Origin of the sequence: Nocardioides pelophilus (assembly GCF_014180685.1) — a bacterium.
Classification (GTDB): Bacteria; Actinomycetota; Actinomycetes; order Propionibacteriales; family Nocardioidaceae; genus Nocardioides; species Nocardioides pelophilus.
This window is the reverse complement of record NZ_JACEHF010000014.1, coordinates 31979-46528: the sequence shown is the minus strand read 5'-3', so window position 1 is coordinate 46528 and position 14550 is coordinate 31979. Positions and strand designations below refer to the sequence as shown.

Annotated in this window: 18 protein-coding genes; 9 read left to right on the top strand and 9 right to left on the bottom strand. The window is 71.8% G+C overall.

Annotation, left to right across the window (positions count from 1 at the left end; translation table 11 throughout):
• Together H0488_RS05095 and H0488_RS05090 are read right to left on the bottom strand one after the other, a co-directional pair.
• Nucleotides 1–949 (bottom strand): serine/threonine-protein kinase (locus H0488_RS05095; RefSeq protein WP_183098203.1); only part of this gene is annotated, 949 nt, incomplete at its 3' end.
• A 145-nt stretch (nucleotides 950–1094) separates the two neighbouring features.
• On the bottom strand, nucleotides 1095–2048 hold the full coding sequence (locus tag H0488_RS05090; protein ID WP_183098202.1) for a Gmad2 immunoglobulin-like domain-containing protein: 954 nt from the start codon (nucleotides 2046–2048) through the stop codon (nucleotides 1095–1097).
• 215 nt (nucleotides 2049–2263) lie between these two features.
• On the opposite strand from H0488_RS05090, the gene H0488_RS05085 reads away from it, so the two are divergent.
• The 3 genes from H0488_RS05085 to H0488_RS05075 all read left to right on the top strand — a co-directional run bounded on the left by H0488_RS05085 (nucleotide 2264) and on the right by H0488_RS05075 (nucleotide 3152).
• Nucleotides 2264–2455 (top strand): hypothetical protein, encoded by a 192-nt coding sequence (locus H0488_RS05085; protein ID WP_183098201.1) that lies wholly within the window; start codon nucleotides 2264–2266, stop codon nucleotides 2453–2455.
• 78 nt (nucleotides 2456–2533) lie between these two features.
• Nucleotides 2534–2944 (top strand): phage holin family protein, encoded by a 411-nt coding sequence (locus tag H0488_RS05080; protein ID WP_183098200.1) that lies wholly within the window; start codon nucleotides 2534–2536, stop codon nucleotides 2942–2944.
• Entirely contained in the window at nucleotides 2934–3152 is a 219-nt protein-coding gene (locus H0488_RS05075; RefSeq protein WP_183098199.1) for a DUF3618 domain-containing protein, read from the top strand. The genes H0488_RS05080 and H0488_RS05075 overlap by 11 nt, the downstream gene beginning before the upstream one ends.
• Nucleotides 3153–3176: 24 nt before the next feature.
• Here the strand turns inward: H0488_RS05075 and H0488_RS05070 are convergent, their stop codons facing one another.
• Nucleotides 3177–3533, bottom strand: coding sequence for a hypothetical protein (locus H0488_RS05070; RefSeq protein ID WP_183098198.1), 357 nt, complete (start codon nucleotides 3531–3533; stop codon nucleotides 3177–3179).
• Between the two features lie 106 nt (nucleotides 3534–3639).
• Here H0488_RS05070 and H0488_RS05065 point away from each other — a divergent pair, with 106 nt between their 5' ends.
• The gene (locus tag H0488_RS05065) at nucleotides 3640–4791 is read left to right on the top strand and encodes a PP2C family protein-serine/threonine phosphatase (RefSeq protein WP_183098197.1); all 1152 of its coding nucleotides are present in this window, start codon (nucleotides 3640–3642) and stop codon (nucleotides 4789–4791) included.
• A gap of 23 nt (nucleotides 4792–4814) precedes the next feature.
• Here H0488_RS05065 and H0488_RS05060 read toward each other — a convergent pair whose 3' ends face one another.
• Nucleotides 4815–5315, bottom strand: a complete 501-nt coding sequence (locus H0488_RS05060) for a hemerythrin domain-containing protein (RefSeq protein ID WP_183098196.1) — start codon at nucleotides 5313–5315, stop codon at nucleotides 4815–4817.
• Nucleotides 5316–5422: 107 nt separating this feature from the next.
• Complete coding sequence (locus H0488_RS05055) at nucleotides 5423–5914, bottom strand: cupin domain-containing protein (RefSeq protein ID WP_183098195.1); 492 nt, start codon at nucleotides 5912–5914, stop codon at nucleotides 5423–5425.
• A 63-nt stretch (nucleotides 5915–5977) separates the two neighbouring features.
• On the opposite strand from H0488_RS05055, the gene H0488_RS05050 reads away from it, so the two are divergent.
• The 3 genes from H0488_RS05050 to H0488_RS05040 are packed head-to-tail and all read left to right on the top strand — an operon-like array spanning nucleotide 5978 to nucleotide 8626.
• Nucleotides 5978–7072, top strand: a complete 1095-nt coding sequence (locus tag H0488_RS05050; RefSeq protein WP_183098194.1) for a TIGR03857 family LLM class F420-dependent oxidoreductase — start codon at nucleotides 5978–5980, stop codon at nucleotides 7070–7072.
• Nucleotides 7069–8127 (top strand): phosphotransferase family protein, encoded by a 1059-nt coding sequence (locus H0488_RS05045; RefSeq protein ID WP_220794209.1) that lies wholly within the window; start codon nucleotides 7069–7071, stop codon nucleotides 8125–8127. The genes H0488_RS05050 and H0488_RS05045 overlap by 4 nt, the downstream gene beginning before the upstream one ends.
• 37 nt (nucleotides 8128–8164) lie before the next feature.
• Nucleotides 8165–8626: an MOSC domain-containing protein gene (locus tag H0488_RS05040; RefSeq protein WP_220794208.1), complete on the top strand. Its 462-nt coding sequence runs from the start codon at nucleotides 8165–8167 to the stop codon at nucleotides 8624–8626.
• On the opposite strand, the gene H0488_RS05035 is transcribed toward H0488_RS05040, so the two are convergent.
• Together H0488_RS05035 and H0488_RS05030 are read right to left on the bottom strand one after the other, a co-directional pair.
• Nucleotides 8607–9353 carry a dienelactone hydrolase family protein gene (locus H0488_RS05035; protein ID WP_183098193.1) on the bottom strand — a complete coding sequence of 249 codons (747 nt, stop codon included), beginning with the start codon at nucleotides 9351–9353 and terminating at the stop codon, nucleotides 8607–8609. The genes H0488_RS05040 and H0488_RS05035 overlap by 20 nt on opposite strands.
• Nucleotides 9354–9391: 38 nt before the next feature.
• Nucleotides 9392–10060 (bottom strand): hypothetical protein, encoded by a 669-nt coding sequence (locus tag H0488_RS05030; protein ID WP_183098192.1) that lies wholly within the window; start codon nucleotides 10058–10060, stop codon nucleotides 9392–9394.
• 157 nt (nucleotides 10061–10217) lie between these two features.
• On the opposite strand from H0488_RS05030, the gene H0488_RS05025 reads away from it, so the two are divergent.
• Nucleotides 10218–11318, top strand: coding sequence for a sensor histidine kinase (locus H0488_RS05025; protein ID WP_183098191.1), 1101 nt, complete (start codon nucleotides 10218–10220; stop codon nucleotides 11316–11318).
• Nucleotides 11315–11968, top strand: a complete 654-nt coding sequence (locus H0488_RS24940) for a response regulator transcription factor (protein ID WP_183098190.1) — start codon at nucleotides 11315–11317, stop codon at nucleotides 11966–11968. Before H0488_RS05025 ends, H0488_RS24940 begins: the two co-directional genes overlap by 4 nt.
• Before the next feature lie 18 nt (nucleotides 11969–11986).
• Here H0488_RS24940 and chsH3 read toward each other — a convergent pair whose 3' ends face one another.
• Both chsH3 and kstD read right to left on the bottom strand, forming a co-directional pair.
• A complete protein-coding gene (gene chsH3 / locus H0488_RS05015; protein ID WP_183098189.1) occupies nucleotides 11987–12865 on the bottom strand; it encodes an enoyl-CoA hydratase ChsH3 in 879 nt (292 codons plus the stop codon).
• The gene (gene kstD, locus H0488_RS05010) at nucleotides 12865–14547 is read right to left on the bottom strand and encodes a 3-oxosteroid 1-dehydrogenase (RefSeq protein WP_183098188.1); all 1683 of its coding nucleotides are present in this window, start codon (nucleotides 14545–14547) and stop codon (nucleotides 12865–12867) included. Before kstD ends, chsH3 begins: the two co-directional genes overlap by 1 nt.
• Between the last annotated feature and the right edge of the window lie 3 nt (nucleotides 14548–14550).

Genomic DNA, 14550 nt, shown 5'->3' with positions numbered 1-14550 from the left:
CCGCGGCGCCGACCAGGAGAACCCCTCGGGTCCTCGCCGAGGGTCCCCCGGCCGCGACGGCGGCGACGGCCGGGACCGCCATCGTCCCGGTGGGGTCGAGGTCGACGGGCGCGGCGACGGGCGCGCCGGCGGGCACGCCGACCACAGCCGCCAGCTGGGCAGCGACCTGGTCGGCGCCCGGACGCCCTGCCGGGTCGCTGGCCGTCATCGCGTCGAGCAGCTGGACCCAGCCCGCGCCGAGTGAGACCGGGATGAGCGGTCCGCGATGGATCCGGGCGATCGCCGCCTCGGTCGGGGTGCCGACGAAGGTCCGCTGGCCGGTGAGCGCCTCCAGCAGGACCAGACCGAGGGCGTACACGTCGCTGGCGCCGCTGACCGGCCGGCCGGTGACCTGCTCGGGCGCTAGGTAGGCAGCGGTGCCGATGGTGTGGCCGGTCAGGGTGAGGTCGGACTGCTCGTCCATCAGCCGGGCGACGCCGAAGTCGGCCAGCTTCGCCCCGCCGGTCGGGGTCAGCAACACGTTGGCCGGCTTCACGTCGCGATGCACGATGCCGCTGGCGTGCACGTGTGCCAGTGCGGACGCCAGGTCCGCTCCGACGGCGGCCACCTGGTCGGCCGGCAACGGCCCCTCCGCGAGCCGGCTGGCCAGCGTCGGGCCGGCGACCAGCTCCATCACCAGCCACGGGCGGGGCGACCCGCCGGCCTCGTCGACGCCGGCGTCGAGCAGCGTCACCAGGTGGGGGTCGTTCAGGCTCGCCAACAGCTGCGTCTCCGACTCGAACCGTCGTCGGTCCACGTCGCTCTGGAGCGCCGTCAGCATCACCTTCACCGCGACCTCGCGGCTCAGCAGCCGGTCGAAGCCTCGGTAGACCTCCGCCATCCCACCCCGGCCGATGAGGCCGTGGAGCTCGTAGCGGTCGTTCAGCACGCTGGGTGCTGGATCAGTCATGGCAGGCTCCGCGGGGACGTTCAGGTCGAGCTCGGACCTGCCCCGAGGCCTGCCGTACCCGCTCGACGGACGGGTGAGACGGGGAATTACCCCATCCGACGAGATGCAGACGGTTCTTCTCTCGCGTACGGCGCCGTCGTCGAGGTCACTCGATGGTGATCAGCTTGGTGTCGGTGTCGGCGCCGAAGCCCTCGGCACCACCCGAGGGGTCGTCGGTGCTGGCGCTGAGGAGGTACTGCCCGGGCTCGACGTCGGAGATGTCGAACGACCCGGTGAACGGGAACAGCTTCTCCTCCATCCAACCCTCGGCGGTCACGCCTTCCTGGAAGACGATGGCGTTCCCCTCGTAGCGCTGCAGCTTGACGATCACGTTCGCCTCGAACGAGTTGGCGACGCCGCTCACCTCGAGGGTGTCGCCGGTGACGACGTCACCTTCGGCGGGGGAGTCGAGGTTGACCAACGAGAGCGTGTCGAAGAGGGGTCCGTTCGCCAGCGGCTCGGAGGTGGGTTGTCCGAGCACCTGGTCGCTGTGCGATCCGTCCAGGAGGAACTGCACCGGCTTCCGGCCCTCGCCGACCACGGCCTGGGCAGTGAAGATCAGCTGCTCGAGCGCGACCTGCGCCTGCTCCTCGGACATGTCGGCCGGCAGGTCGTGGATGTCACCGGTGAGGTCGATGGTGATCACCTCGGTCCCGTCGTACGACGCGGCCGCCAGGCCCGCGGCGTCGGGCCAGCCGCTCCGGTAGTCGGGGTCCAGCGGCACCTCGTCGAGGGCCTGGGTGAGCGCGCCGACCAGCGGGTCGGCGGAGGCCACGCGGGTCCACTCGCGGTAGAGCCCGAGGCCACGGGCGGTCTCGCCGACCCAGTAGACAGGCAGCGTGTCCTCGGTGACCGGCGGGGTCGACGTCCCCGAGGTCTCCGACGGGTCGGTCGAGGACGGGTCGTCCGTCGCAGTCGCGCTCGGAGCGGCCGGGTCCCGGTCCGCGTCGGACGACGAGTCGCTGTTGTTGTTGCTGACCACGACCACCCCCGTGATCACGGCGGCAGTGGCGGCGGCGGCACCGATCGTGCCGAGGATCCAGGTTCGGGTGATGGCCATCGGAGACTCCTTAGGGGTGATGCGGGAACGGATCGCCTCGATGCGCGAGCGCGGCTCGATGTCGCTGACGGTATCGAGCAGGAGACGGTTCAGGTCTGCTGGCTCGTTGCTTCTCATCGAAGGTCCTCCACCTGTGACACGCGTGACCGCCGCGATCGGTTTACCGGCCCGTCTCGGTGAGGGATGCCGGGACGACCAACGGGTACGACGCCTCCATGAGTCACACACCGGAGGACGACGACCGGATCGCGAGCCGGGCCGAGCTGCTGCCCGAGGAGACCGAGGCGGGGAGCGACGACCCGACGGCGCAGGCCGAGGCCATCCTCGCGGAGTCGGACGAGCGGGTCGACGACCCCGAGGGCACCCGGCGCGAGAGCACCCAGACGCCCGACCGCTCCGACCCGTGAGTGGAAGCCGGTCAGCGGTTCCGGTTTCACCGTGCGCGAGTGGGTACAGGCCGTCGAACAGATAGCTGGAGGTGGACCATGGCCCGATCGACGAGCAGCACCGATGCCACGGCCGGGGAGCTGCTGGCGCGACTCAGCAACGACGGCTCCCAGCTGATCCGCGACGAGATCGCGCTCGCGAAGGTCGAGCTCGGCGAGCACGCCAAGCGCGTCGGCGTCGGGGCCGGGCTGTTCGGAGCCGCCGGCGTCCTGGCGTGGTTCGGGTTCGGCACGCTGGTGGCGGCGGCAGTGCTCGCACTCGCGCTGGTCCTGCCGGCGTGGGCGGCGGCGCTCATCGTCGCCGCGGTCCTGTTCGCGTCCGCCGGCGTCGCCGCGCTGCATGGCCGCAACCAGGTCGCAGACGGCACGCCGCCGGTGCCGGAGGCCGCCATCCGGAACGTGAAGGCCGACATCGCCGAGGTCCAGGAGGCCCGCCACCGTGAGCATTGAGCACAGCCCGTCGAAGTCCGAGCTCGAGGCAGAGATCCACGAGCTGCGCCGTTCCGTGGGGGACACGGTCGAAGCGCTCAGCTACAAGTTCGACGTCAAGGCACGCGCCAAGGACCGCGCCCGCGCGCTGCCGGCGAGCGTGCCGGTCCTCGCTGCCTCCGTAGTGCTGGTGGGGGTCGGTGTCTGGCTCTGGAGACGGCGCAGCTGACCCGGGGAGCTGCGCGACACCGCGTCACTCGATGCCGGCGGTCCGGTCCAGCAGCTGCAGCAGCTCGTGGGCTGCGAGCTCGACCTTCTTGTGCCGCCACTCGGCCGCACGGTAGACGCACGCGATGAGGCCGGAGCGATGGACCCGCCGGAAGTCGCCGTACACGAACGCGTGCCGAGCCTTGGTCTCGTCGTTGGCGCCGACGGTCAGGCCGAGGTGCCAGGCGGCGTACTCCTCCCACGAGTTGCGCTCGAGGAAGGCGTTGCCGGCCTCCGCGTCCGGCTGCACCTCGCCCCAGTCGCTGTCGAAGACGTACTGCCGGCCCTCGATGAGTGACCGTGCCTTCGCCACTGCCGCGTCGTTCACCTCGTAGCGCGCCATCTCGCCACGGTAGCCCGAGCACGGCGGGGCTGTGAAAGGATGGCGTACCAGGGCCCAAGAAGCCGGCCTCGGGTTCGATCGACCGTGAGGCGGCACTGTAGTGAGCGTGGACCTGGGCCCGGTCCAGCAGATGATCGAGAAGGTCCGTCATGTGATGGGCTCCGACACTGCGACCCTCCTGCTCCTCGACGAGACGGGCAGCGTGCTGGAGCCTGCGGCCTCGGCGGGGCTGGGGCGCCGGTGGCGTGGCGCGCCGCACCTGCGGATCGGCGACGGCTTCGCCGGTCAGGTCGCCGAGCGGCGCGAAGCGGTCTTCGTGGACGAGGTCAACGAGCTCTCGGTGCTCAACCCGATCCTGCGCGACTTCGGCGTGCAGCGGTTGCTCGGCGTCCCGGTCTTCGGCAAGGACGACCTGGTGGGAGTCCTCCACGTCGGCAGCATCGCGAACCGCTCGTTCACTGCCCGAGACGCCGAGCAGCTGGCGCGCTCCGCGGCAGAGATCGGCCTGCGTCTGTCCGAGCGCACCGAGGACGACGCCCACCTCGCGGCACTGGTCCTCCAGCGCAGCCTGCTCCCGGCCTCCCCACCCGCTGTCGCCGGCCTCGACATCGCCGTGCGCTACCTGCCGGCCGAAGGCGACCTCGGCGGCGACTGGTACGACATCTTCACGCTGCCCAACGGCAAGACCGGGTTCGTCCTCGGCGACGTTGAGGGTCACGGACTGCGGTCGGCCGTCGTCATGGGACGGCTGCGCAGCGCGCTGCGCGCCTACGCCCTCGACCACGACGACCCGGCGGAGGTGCTCACCCGGCTCGATCGCAAGCTCTGCCACTTCGAGAACGAGATCTCGGCAACCCTGGTCTACGCCGTCACCGAGCCGCCCTTCGACCACCTGATGTTCTGCAACGCCGGCCACCCGGCACCACTGATCGCCTACGCCGGCCAACCCGTCGCCGAGCCCGTGGCCGTGTCGCAGGGCCTGCTGCTCGGCGTGGACCCGGACCGGCCGCGAAGGAGCGAGAAGGTACTGCTCCCGCCCGGCAGCGCCCTCGCGTTCTTCACCGACGGCCTAGTCGAGCGGCGCGACGTGCTCGGCCCCGTCTCCGACCCGTACGACGACCGGCTCGACCTGGTCCGCCGGGCGTTCTCAGCCGGGGACCACCCCGAGGCGGCCTGCAGCCACATCGTCGCTGCAGGCCTCGGGGACGAGAACGTCGAGGATGACGTCGCCCTGGTCGTCGTACGCCGACCGCTCTGACCGGCGCTCTGGTCAGGTAGCGGTCAGGCCAGGACCGCGTCGACGGTCTTCTTCAGCGCGCTCGGCTGGGAGGGGCGCTTCGGTGCCTTCTTCCGGGCCTCGATCATGTCGGCGCCGATCTCCTGGAGCGCCTTGCGGCCCAGCCCGTCGCGGACCTTGGGGAACCACTCCTGCTCCTCCTCCTCGATGTGGTGGGTCACGTTCTCGATGAGGACCGTGGTCTTGGCGTCGAAGCGTTCGGCCGACGGCTTCATGCCGGCGAGCTCGACGACGAGGAGGTCGGCGACGTGGTGCTCCTCGTAGGACTCGAGCACGTCGTCCTCGAGGTCGGGCAGCAGCTCCCGCACGCGCGGGTACATCACCTCGTTCTCGATGTAGGTGTGCACGGTGAGCAGCTCGATGATCTGGTCGACCAGGTGGCCCTTGCGGGCTGTCGCGTCCTCCCCGGCCTGCTGGAACTCACGGAACAGCCGGCGGATCTCCTTGTGGTCCTGCTTGAGAAGGACGATGGCGTCGCTGGACATGGTGCCTCCTGGCATCGGTACGGGCGCGGTGACCATGCGGTACCCACCAGGCGGGGACACATCCTGTGGCCCTGCTCGGACAGGCGGCGGTGTCGGCGGAGACCGGCTCAGTCGGTCCAGACGTTGTCGTGCTCGGCCATGAACCGGTCGTACTCGTCCGGTGTCCACTCCTCGCCCCTGGCGAGCCGGTCGAGACCTTCGAAGTAGGCCTCGCGCGGCGCGCCCGGCGCGAAGTGCAGCAGCATCGACGCCTCCGCCCCGGACTCGTTGCGGAAGCCGTGCAGGCCGCCCGGCGGCACGTGCAGGAAGTCGCCGGAGGAAGCGGTCACCCAGTCGCGGCCGTCGTAGATCTTCACCTCGCCGGTCAGGATGTAGAACGACTCGGCGATGGTGCGGTGGAAGTGCGCGCCGGGCCCGCTCACCGCCTCGGAGAACTCCCACTTGTAGAGCCCGAACAGGCCACCCGTCGAGGCGCCGGCGGCGAGATAGGTGACCCGGTTGCCGTTGGGGTAGACCAGGTCCGGCTCGGCGTCACCGGGCCGGACGGAGGCGGAGATCTCACCGGTGTCGCCGTCGTAGAGCGGAGGTGGGTAGGACATGTCTTTACCCTAGGTCGCCGGCTCCGCGGGGTGCGACGCCATTTCCCGCGATACCTTCCGTCCGTGACTGCAGCTGTCAGCTATCCCGAGCTCGGTTTCTACGGTCTGGCCGGCCACGCCGCCGATCCCCGGGTGCTGCTCGACGAGGTGCAGCGAGCCGAGCGGATCGGCCTCGGCTCGGTCTTCCTGTCCGAGCGGTTCAACTTCAAGGACGCAGCGGTGCTGTCCGGAGCCGCTGCGGCGGCCACCACGACGCTGGGCATCGCCACCGCGGCGACCAACCACAACACCCGGCACGCCCTGGTCACCGCCACGATGGCGACGACCCTGCACCGGATGTCGCGTGGTCGGTTCGCGCTCGGCCTGGGCCGTGGGTTCGACGCGCTCTTCGACCTGATCGGGCTGCCCCGGATCACCAATGCCCAGCTCCGCGACGCGGTCGCCGTCCAGCGGCGGCTGTGGGCAGGGGAGCGGTTCGACCACGACGGGCCGTCCGGTACCTATCCCTACCTGTTCCTCATGGACGAGGACATCGACGAGGACATCCCGGTCCTGATGGTGGCCCTCGGCCCGAAGGCGCTCGCACTGGCCGGTGGCATCGCCGACGCCGTCGTGCTGCACACGTTCATGACCGACGAAGCCGTGGCGGGCTGCGTGGCCACCGCGCGGGCCGGCGCCGAGGCGGCCGGCCGGGATCCGGCGGCGCTGCGGATCTGGGCCTGCACGGCCGTCGTGGAGGACTCACTCCCCGCCGACCAGGTCCTCAAGAAGACCGTGGGCCGGCTCGCGACGTACCTCCAGGGGTACGGCGACCTCCTCGTCCGCATCAACCACTGGGACCCGGCCGCCCTCCAGCGCTTCCGCGAGGATCCGCTCGTCGCCTCGTTCTCCGGCGCGTTCGACGCGGTCGCGACGACCGACCAGCTCGAGTACCTCGCCGACAAGGTGATCCCCCAGGCCTGGCTCGACTGTGCGATCACCGGGGCCGCGGCGTCGTGCGCCCGGCAGGTCGCGGACTCGTTCGCCGCGACCGGCGTCGACAGCGTGATCCTGCACGGCTCCACTCCGAGCCAGCTCGCCCCCGTGCTGGACGCGTACGCCGCCGCACGCCGGTCCGGGCAGCCGACGCTCCCCGCCAACCCGGGCCGGATGTCGTGACCGCTCCCGCGCCGGTGGCGCTGCCGTCCGGGCTGACGACCTCCTGGCTCAGCGCGGCACTCGGCCGCGAGGTCTCCGACGTCACGGCGACCGCCGTCGGCACCGGTCAGATGGGCGCGTGCTACCGCCTCGAGCTCAGCGGCGACCCCGGTCTGCCGCCCACGGTGCTGGCGAAGCTGCCGACCGCCGATGCCGCGACCCGCAGCTTCCTGCACGGGTCCTACGGGATCGAGGTCGCCTTCTACCGGCTCCTCCTGCCCGGGCTCGAGGTGCGGGCGCCGGCGGCGTACTACGCAGCGATCTCCGAGGACCCCGAGCAGCGCGGCACGTTCACCCTGCTCCTCGAGGACCTGGCGCCGGCCGAGCAGGGTGACCAGATCGCCGGATGCACGCCGGCACAGGCGGCCGCCGCGGTCGAGAACATCGCCGGTCTGCACGCGCCGCGGTGGTCGGACCCCACCCTCCTCGACGTCGACGGACTGACCCTCCCGAGCGAGGAGGACTCGGCCACCCTGGACGCGATCCTCCCGGGCGCCGTCGACGCGGTCGTCGCGCGGCTCGGTGACCTCCTGGACGACGGCGACGTCGAGGTGCTGCGCACGGTGACGCCGTACGCCGGAGCGTGGTCGCTCGCCCGCCTCGACCGGTTCGGGCTCGTGCACGGCGACTACCGGCTCGACAACCTGATGTTCCACCCCGACGGCCGGGTCTGGGCTGTCGACTGGCAGACCCTCTCGTTGGGGCTGCCGATCCGCGACGTGGCGTTCAACCTCTCGACCGGGTTGACCCCGGACCTGCGCCGCCGCCACGAGCGCGACCTGGTCGGGTCCTACCACCGGCGCCTGGTCGCGCTCGGCGTCGAGGGCTACCCGGTCGACGAGTGCTGGGACGACTACTGCTTCGCGATGCTCCAGGGACCGCTGATCGCAGTCCTGGGCTGCGCCTACAGCAGCACGCCCACCGAGCGCGGTGACCGCATGTTCGCGGCGATGATCGCGCGCAGCGCCCAGGCGATCCGCGACCTCGACACTGTTGCGCGGCTCACGGCGCTCTGACCGGTTGGACCGGACCGCCGGCGGGGATACTCGGCGCGTGCCTCCCACCGTCGTCGCGATCCACGTCGCCAAGGGCTCCCGGCTGCCGATGCAGCCGAAGGAGCAGGTCGAGGTCGAGGCCGGGAGGGGCATCGTGGGCGACCGCTACCACGGCACCAAGCACCGGCACGTCACGGTGCAGAGCAGGGAGAGCCTCGACGAGGCGGCCACCGTGTTCGGTCAGGACGTCCCTTCGCACCTGACCCGGCGCAACATCACCATCAGCCACGGCGCCGTACCGCGGGAGCCGGGGGCGCGGCTGCGGATCGGGGACGTCGTCCTCGAAGCGGTGCGGGTCGCCGCGCCGTGCAAGCTGCTCGACGACACCATCGGCCCCGGCGCCCAGGGGGCCCTGCGGCGCCGGGCAGGCACGGTGTTCCGGGTGCTCGAGGGCGGTCCGATCGCGGTCGGCGACCCGGTCGAGATCGGTTCCGGCGCGATCAGCGCAGCTTCTCGCTGAGGAACCTCAGCACCCGGTCGACGCCCTCCTGCTGGCGGTGCAGCGTGACGGTGGAGTGCCGATGGCCCTTGAAGTCGACGCGGATGAAGGCGTCGCCGAGCTCGCGGTCGAGGGTGTCGAAGCGGCTCCCGGTCATCGGGTCGCCGGCGTACTGGAGCCCGAGCACCTCGCACCCGCCCGCCGCGCGCTTCCTGACCGCGGCGAGGTCGGCCGGCGACAGGCCGAGGTCCCGCGCGCGCCCGGGGGTGACCGCGAAGGGCACGGACGGCTGGCACAGCACCGGCGCCGCGACCGCCTCGTCGACCATCATCCCGAGGGCGAAACCGCCGGTGAAGCACATGCCGATCGCCCCGACGCCCGGTCCGCCGACGTCGGCGTGCAGCTCGCGAGCCAGGCTCCGGAGCCAGCCCGAGACAGGGGAGGTGCGACGCGTCGCGAGCGTGACGAACTCTCGGCTGACGCACAGCCTGCTGATCACGGTGGGCACGTTGACGGCACTGATGGGGGCGCCCGGCGTACCGAACAGGTGGGGGAGGACGACGGTGAAGCCCGGGGCGACGACCTCTTCGGCGAACCGGATGAACTGCGGGGTCATCCCGGGCACCTCGTGGATGACGATCACCCCGGGGCCCGAGCCCTTGCGGTAGGTCGGGAAGGTCAGTGACTCCCCGTCGAGGTCGTCAGCGGTGTGCTCGCCGAGGGCCCAGGAGGCCAGGAGGTCCGACATGGCGCGAACCTATCGGCTCGTGGCCCCCTGGGTCCCCGTCACGACGTCGGGTGCCCGGCAACCCGCTCGTACAGCGCGGTGACGGCGGTGATGACGGCGTCCACATCGAACCGGTCGGCCTCTCCGACGGCGAACAGCTCGTGGAGGACCGATCCGTCCACGAACACGATCTCGACGCCGGCGTACTGGGTGCCGCCGTCGGCTCCGTCGAGGGACGCCGCCTTGACACCGGGGATCCCCGGCACCTCCAGCGGTGTGACAGTGATCGCGGGGTCGCCCTCGGTGTTGCTCGTGAAGAGCCGGTCCGCCTCGGCGTCCGCCGCTGCCTCGTCGGTGTACGCGACGGCTACCGAGGCTGCGAAGTCCTGGCCCTTCCCGCTGAAGAACAGGGAGGTGCCGACCTCGAAGCCACTCCGACGCAGGTCTGCGACGTCCTTCTCGTGCGCCTCGGCGAAGGCTTCGAGATCCTCCTCGACGGCCCGGCCCTGCGGCGCGAAACCCGGAAGTGCGTCCGCCGTCAGGACGTGGTCGGTGATCGGCAGCGGCGTCGGGGCGGCCGTCGTTCCCGACGGGTCGACGACGCTCGGGGCGTCGTCCGACCGGGCGGCGGCCGACGCCTTGCTGTCGCCGTCGTCGTCCGCGCAGCCGGACAGGGTCAGCGTGATCGCCGCGGTGAGCGGAACCAGGGTGCGAGCCAGGATGTTCATCGGTGTCTCCGTTCGGTGGGAGTGGATGCCGGGAACGCTAGGAACGGCACGGCTGGGCGCGGCACCGGCGAGGGGAGGTCGCGGTCCTTCTCGAGAAGGTGAGCGACCTTCCTCAGAAGGGGGCGACGGACGGCCGGTGCGGACTAGCGTCAGCGCCGTGAGATTGCGACTGCCCGACCTGTGGCTACCCCTGACGCTCGCGGTCCTCGCCGGCGTCGAGACCGCGGTCGGGTCGGACGCCGACATGGTCCTGCGGACGGTCCTGGCGGTGCTGACCGTGCTCGGCCTCGCCGTACGGCGGCGCCAACCCGCGCTCGCCGCCGCCTGGGTCGCGGTCGGGATGTCGGTGGAGTCGGCCGTCACGGAGTCTCCGGACGAGGTCGGCATCCTCGTCGCCTACATCGTCGCCGCCTTCGCCGTCGGCGGGGCCGCCGACAAGAAGGACACGGTGCTCGGTTGCGCGATGCTCGGCCTCGCGGTCACCGTCTCGATCGCGCTGGACCCGTCCGACTCGCTCTCCAACGTGGTGCAGACCCTGGTCCTCTTCCTCGTCGTCCCGGCGGGTCTCGGCTGGCTGTTCGACCGGCGGGGTCGCGCGCTGACGTCCCTCGAGCAGGCGAACGAGGACCTGCGCAAGGAGGCGGCCGCGGCGGTCGATGCCGAGCGTCGTCGCCTCTCGCACGAGCTGCACGACGTCGTCTCCCACGCCGTCACCCTGATCGCGGTCACCGCCGAGGCGGGTGCGACCGCGGTCCGCGCCGACCCGGACGCAGCCGAGCGACGGTTCGTCGCGATCGCAGAGACCAGCCGCGACGCGCTCGCCGAGCTCCGCGCGCTCCTCGCGCTGCTCGACGCGCCCGCGACCGCGCCGGCGCCGGGCCTCACGACGCTCGCGGCGCTCGTCGGCGGTGCCCGGTCCGCCGGCGCCTCCGTCGAGCTGCGCATGGACGGCGACCTCGCCGGGCTTCCCGGCGACGTCGACCGCACCGCCTACCGGATCGTGCAGGAGGGGCTCACCAACGCGCTGCGTCACAGCCGCGAACCGAGGCTCGTCGTCGAGATCACGCGCGGGCCGGTGGACCTCGACCTCCGGGTCGTCAGCCGCGGCGAGTCGCACCGGTCGACGTACGGCGGCTCACGGCGCGGCCTGGCCGGCCTCGCCGAGCGGGTCAGCGCCCTCGGCGGCCGGTTCGAGGCCGGACGCGACGGGGACGGAGCCTTCGTCCTCACCGCCCGGATGCCGGTGGGGGCGTCGTGATCCGCGTGGTGGTCGTGGAGGACGAGACCCTCGTCCGGGAGGGCCTGGTCGCGATCGTCTCCGCGGCGGACGACCTCGAGGTGGGGGGGTCGGCGGCCGACGGCGAGGAGGCCCTGCGGTGCGTGGCCTCCACGTCGCCGAACGTCGTGCTCATGGACCTGCGGATGCCGGTCCTCGACGGCATCGACGCCACCACCCGGTTGGTGGCGCGTGGCGACGCTGCACGGGTCCTCGTGCTCACCACGGTGGAGACCGACGAGGCGGTGCTGGACGCGTTCCGCGCGGGTGCCAGCGGGTTCGTCCTCAAGAGCTCTCCGCGGGTCGAGCTCTGGCACGCCATCCGCACGGTCGCCGACGGCGGCACGTTGCTGGCGCCCACCATCGCGCGCCGTCTCGTCGAGCAGCGGCTTCGTGCCCCCGGCGGTCAGGCGCGGCGTCAGCTGCACCTGACCGAGCGACAGGTCGACGTCGTACGGCTCGTCGCGCAGGGACTGTCGAACGCCGAGGTCGCGGAGCGGCTGCACCTCGCGGAGACGACCGTGAAGGGCTACGTCAGCGAGGCGCTGAACCGCAACGGTCTGCGGGACCGCACACAGCTGGTCGTCGCGGCCTACGAGTCCGGACTCGTCGTCCCGGGTGGCGAGGAGTGACGACGGGCCCTCTTCCGCTCAGGCGACCGTCAGCACGCAGTCGGCGAGGACCGGCGACCCGTCACGGTCGCCGCCCGCGATGGTCGCCGAGGCGATGATCCGGTCGGCCTCGCGCCAGCCGGCCACCCGGATCGTCTCGCCGGGGAAGACGACGCCCGCGAACCGGGCGGTGAAGCCGCGCACCTGCATCGCGTCGCCGCCGAGCAGCCCGTCGGTGAGCTCGCGGAGCACGATGCCGTAGGAGCACAGCCCGTGCAGGATCGGCGCCGGGAAGCCGGCCGTCTTGGCGAAGTCGGGGTCGGCGTGCAGCGGGTTGCGGTCGCCGCAGAGGCGGTAGAGCAGCGCCTGCTGCGGGGTCACGGCGTACGACGTCAGCAGGTCCGCCTCGCGCTCGGGGACCACCACGGGCTCGGCCGAGCCACGGTCGCCGCCCCAGCCGCCCTCGCCGCGGACGAAGATCGACGACGTGGTGCGCCACAGCTCCTCGCCCGACTCGGAGCGGGCCACGCCCTCCTGCCAGATGACGGCGGCCTTGCCCTTGTCCCAGACGTCGGTGAGCGTGGTCGAGACGGTCGCCGTGCCGGAGGTCGGCAGCGGACCGGAGACGGAGATCGACTGCGACCCGTGCACCACCTGGGCCAGGTTGATGTCGCAGCCCGGCAGGTCGAGCGGCGGCGGGTCGGTCGCGTGGAAGGTCGGCACCACCACGCCGAAGGACGGCAGCACCTGGAGGGCCGGTCCGTCGAGGGTGTAGCGGAGTGCGTCGGGCGAGAGGTTGTCGCCCTCGCGGGACCCGGCGCCGATGCCGAGGTGGTAGAGCAGCACGTCGCTCTCGGTCCACGAGAAGGTGGTGGAGCCGAGGTCGGCCCCGATCGCGACGGACGGGTCGATGGGCATCAGTTCTCCTCGAGGTCTTCGACGGCAAGGTAGCCGAACACGAGCGCCGGGCCGATGGTCGCGCCCGGGCCGGCGTACGTGTAGCCCATGACGGCGGACGACACGTTGCCCGCCGCGTACAGGCCGGGGATCACCGAGCCGTCGGGACGCACCACCCGGGCGCGCTCGTCGGTGAGCAGGCCGCCCTTGGTGCCGAGGTCGCCCGGCACGATCTTGACGGCGTAGAACGGCGCCCGGTCGATGACGTGCAGCGACGGGTTCGGCTTGACGGTCGGGTCGGAGTAGTACTTGTCGTACGCCGACTCGCCGCGGTGGAAGTCCTCGTCGACGCCCTTGGCAGCGAAGCCGTTGAACCGCTCGACGGTGGCCGTCAGCGCGTCGGCCGGCACGTCGATCTCGGCGGCCAGCTCCTCGAGGGTGGCGGCCTTCTTGATGGTGCCGTTCTTGTACCAGCGGCCGGGGAAGGGCTGGCGTGGGCTGAGCCCCGCGAACAGGTAGCGGTTGCGGTAGCGCTGGTCGATGATCATCCAGCTCGGCACGTGGCCGACGCCGGTCTGCTCGCCCTTGTACATCTCCTGGACGGCCTCGACGTAGGGGAGCGCCTCGTTCATGTAGCGCTGCCCGGCCTGGTTGACCATGATCGACCCCGGAAGGTTGCGCTCGGCCAGGCAGAACCACGGGCCGTTGGGCAGGGGGATCGTCGGGCCCCACCAGGCGTCGTCCATCACGTCGGTGGCCGCGCCGGCGGCGATGCCGGCCTCGAGTCCGGCGCCGGTGTTGAAGGCCGAGCCCGTCGACCATTCCTCGGACGTCGGCTGCGGGAGGAACTTGGCGCGCAGCTCCGGGTTGCGCTCGAACCCGCCGCTGCCGAGGATCACGCCCCGCCGGGCCCGGACCTGGTGTCGCTCGCCGTCGTGCTCGACGACGACGCCGACGACGCGGCCGTCCTCCAGGAGGAGGTCGGTCAGCGCGTGCTCGTAGAACACGGGGACGTCGGCGTCGATGAGGCCCTTGCGGAGGCCGATCGCGATGGCGTTGCCCATGGCGAACATCTTGCGGCCGAGCATCATGCTCACCAGCCGCCGGAAGAGCACCAGGATCATCGTGAGCGGACCCTTGGCGGTGCGCAGGCCGAGGCTGATCTTGCGGTACATCGCCTGCGTGACGATCAGGTTGGCCGGCGCCTTGGTGTACGGCGGGTGCAGCCGCTTCAGCTCGTCACCGAGGAAGCGGGCGTCCAGCGGCACCGGCTCGACGGTGCGGCCGCGCGCCCGGCCGCCCGGGGCCTCCGGGTGGTAGTCGGCGTACTGCGGCACCCAGGTGAACCGGACCGGCGTGTTGGCCTTGATGAAGTCCATCACCTCGGCGCCCCGGTCGATGTACGTGTCGCGGCGGACCTTGGAGACGACCTCGCCGACGATGGAGTCGAGGTACAGCTTGGAGTTCGCGAGGTCGTCGGCCTCTCCGGCCGCCTCGAGCGCGTAGTTGCCCGGGATCCAGACGCCGCCGCCGCTGCGGGCGGTCGAACCGCCGAAGTAGGCGCTCTTCTCGACCAGGATCGTGTCGAGGCCGCGGCGCCCGGCCGCGAGCGCAGCGCTCATGCCGGCGCCACCGGCGCCCACGACCACTACGTCGACCTCAGTTGGAAGCCCCGCCGGAGCGTCCGTCGTACCACCCGTCATGGC

Excerpts from the sequence above, each read along its gene's own strand:
- H0488_RS05070 (WP_183098198.1), bottom strand. The coding sequence starts at position 3,533 with ATGGCGCGCTACGAGGTGAACGACGCGGCAGTGGCGAAGGCACGGTCA.
- chsH3 (WP_183098189.1), bottom strand. The coding sequence starts at position 12,865 with ATGCCCATCGACCCGTCCGTCGCGATCGGGGCCGACCTCGGCTCCACC.
- H0488_RS05060 (WP_183098196.1), bottom strand. The coding sequence starts at position 5,315 with ATGTCCAGCGACGCCATCGTCCTTCTCAAGCAGGACCACAAGGAGATC.
- kstD (WP_183098188.1), bottom strand. The coding sequence starts at position 14,547 with ATGACGGGTGGTACGACGGACGCTCCGGCGGGGCTTCCAACTGAGGTC.
- H0488_RS05055 (WP_183098195.1), bottom strand. The coding sequence starts at position 5,914 with ATGTCCTACCCACCTCCGCTCTACGACGGCGACACCGGTGAGATCTCC.
- H0488_RS05090 (WP_183098202.1), bottom strand. The coding sequence starts at position 2,048 with ATGGCCATCACCCGAACCTGGATCCTCGGCACGATCGGTGCCGCCGCC.
- H0488_RS05080 (WP_183098200.1), top strand. The coding sequence starts at position 2,534 with ATGGCCCGATCGACGAGCAGCACCGATGCCACGGCCGGGGAGCTGCTG.
- H0488_RS05030 (WP_183098192.1), bottom strand. The coding sequence starts at position 10,060 with ATGAACATCCTGGCTCGCACCCTGGTTCCGCTCACCGCGGCGATCACG.
- H0488_RS05035 (WP_183098193.1), bottom strand. The coding sequence starts at position 9,353 with ATGTCGGACCTCCTGGCCTCCTGGGCCCTCGGCGAGCACACCGCTGAC.
- H0488_RS05085 (WP_183098201.1), top strand. The coding sequence starts at position 2,264 with ATGAGTCACACACCGGAGGACGACGACCGGATCGCGAGCCGGGCCGAG.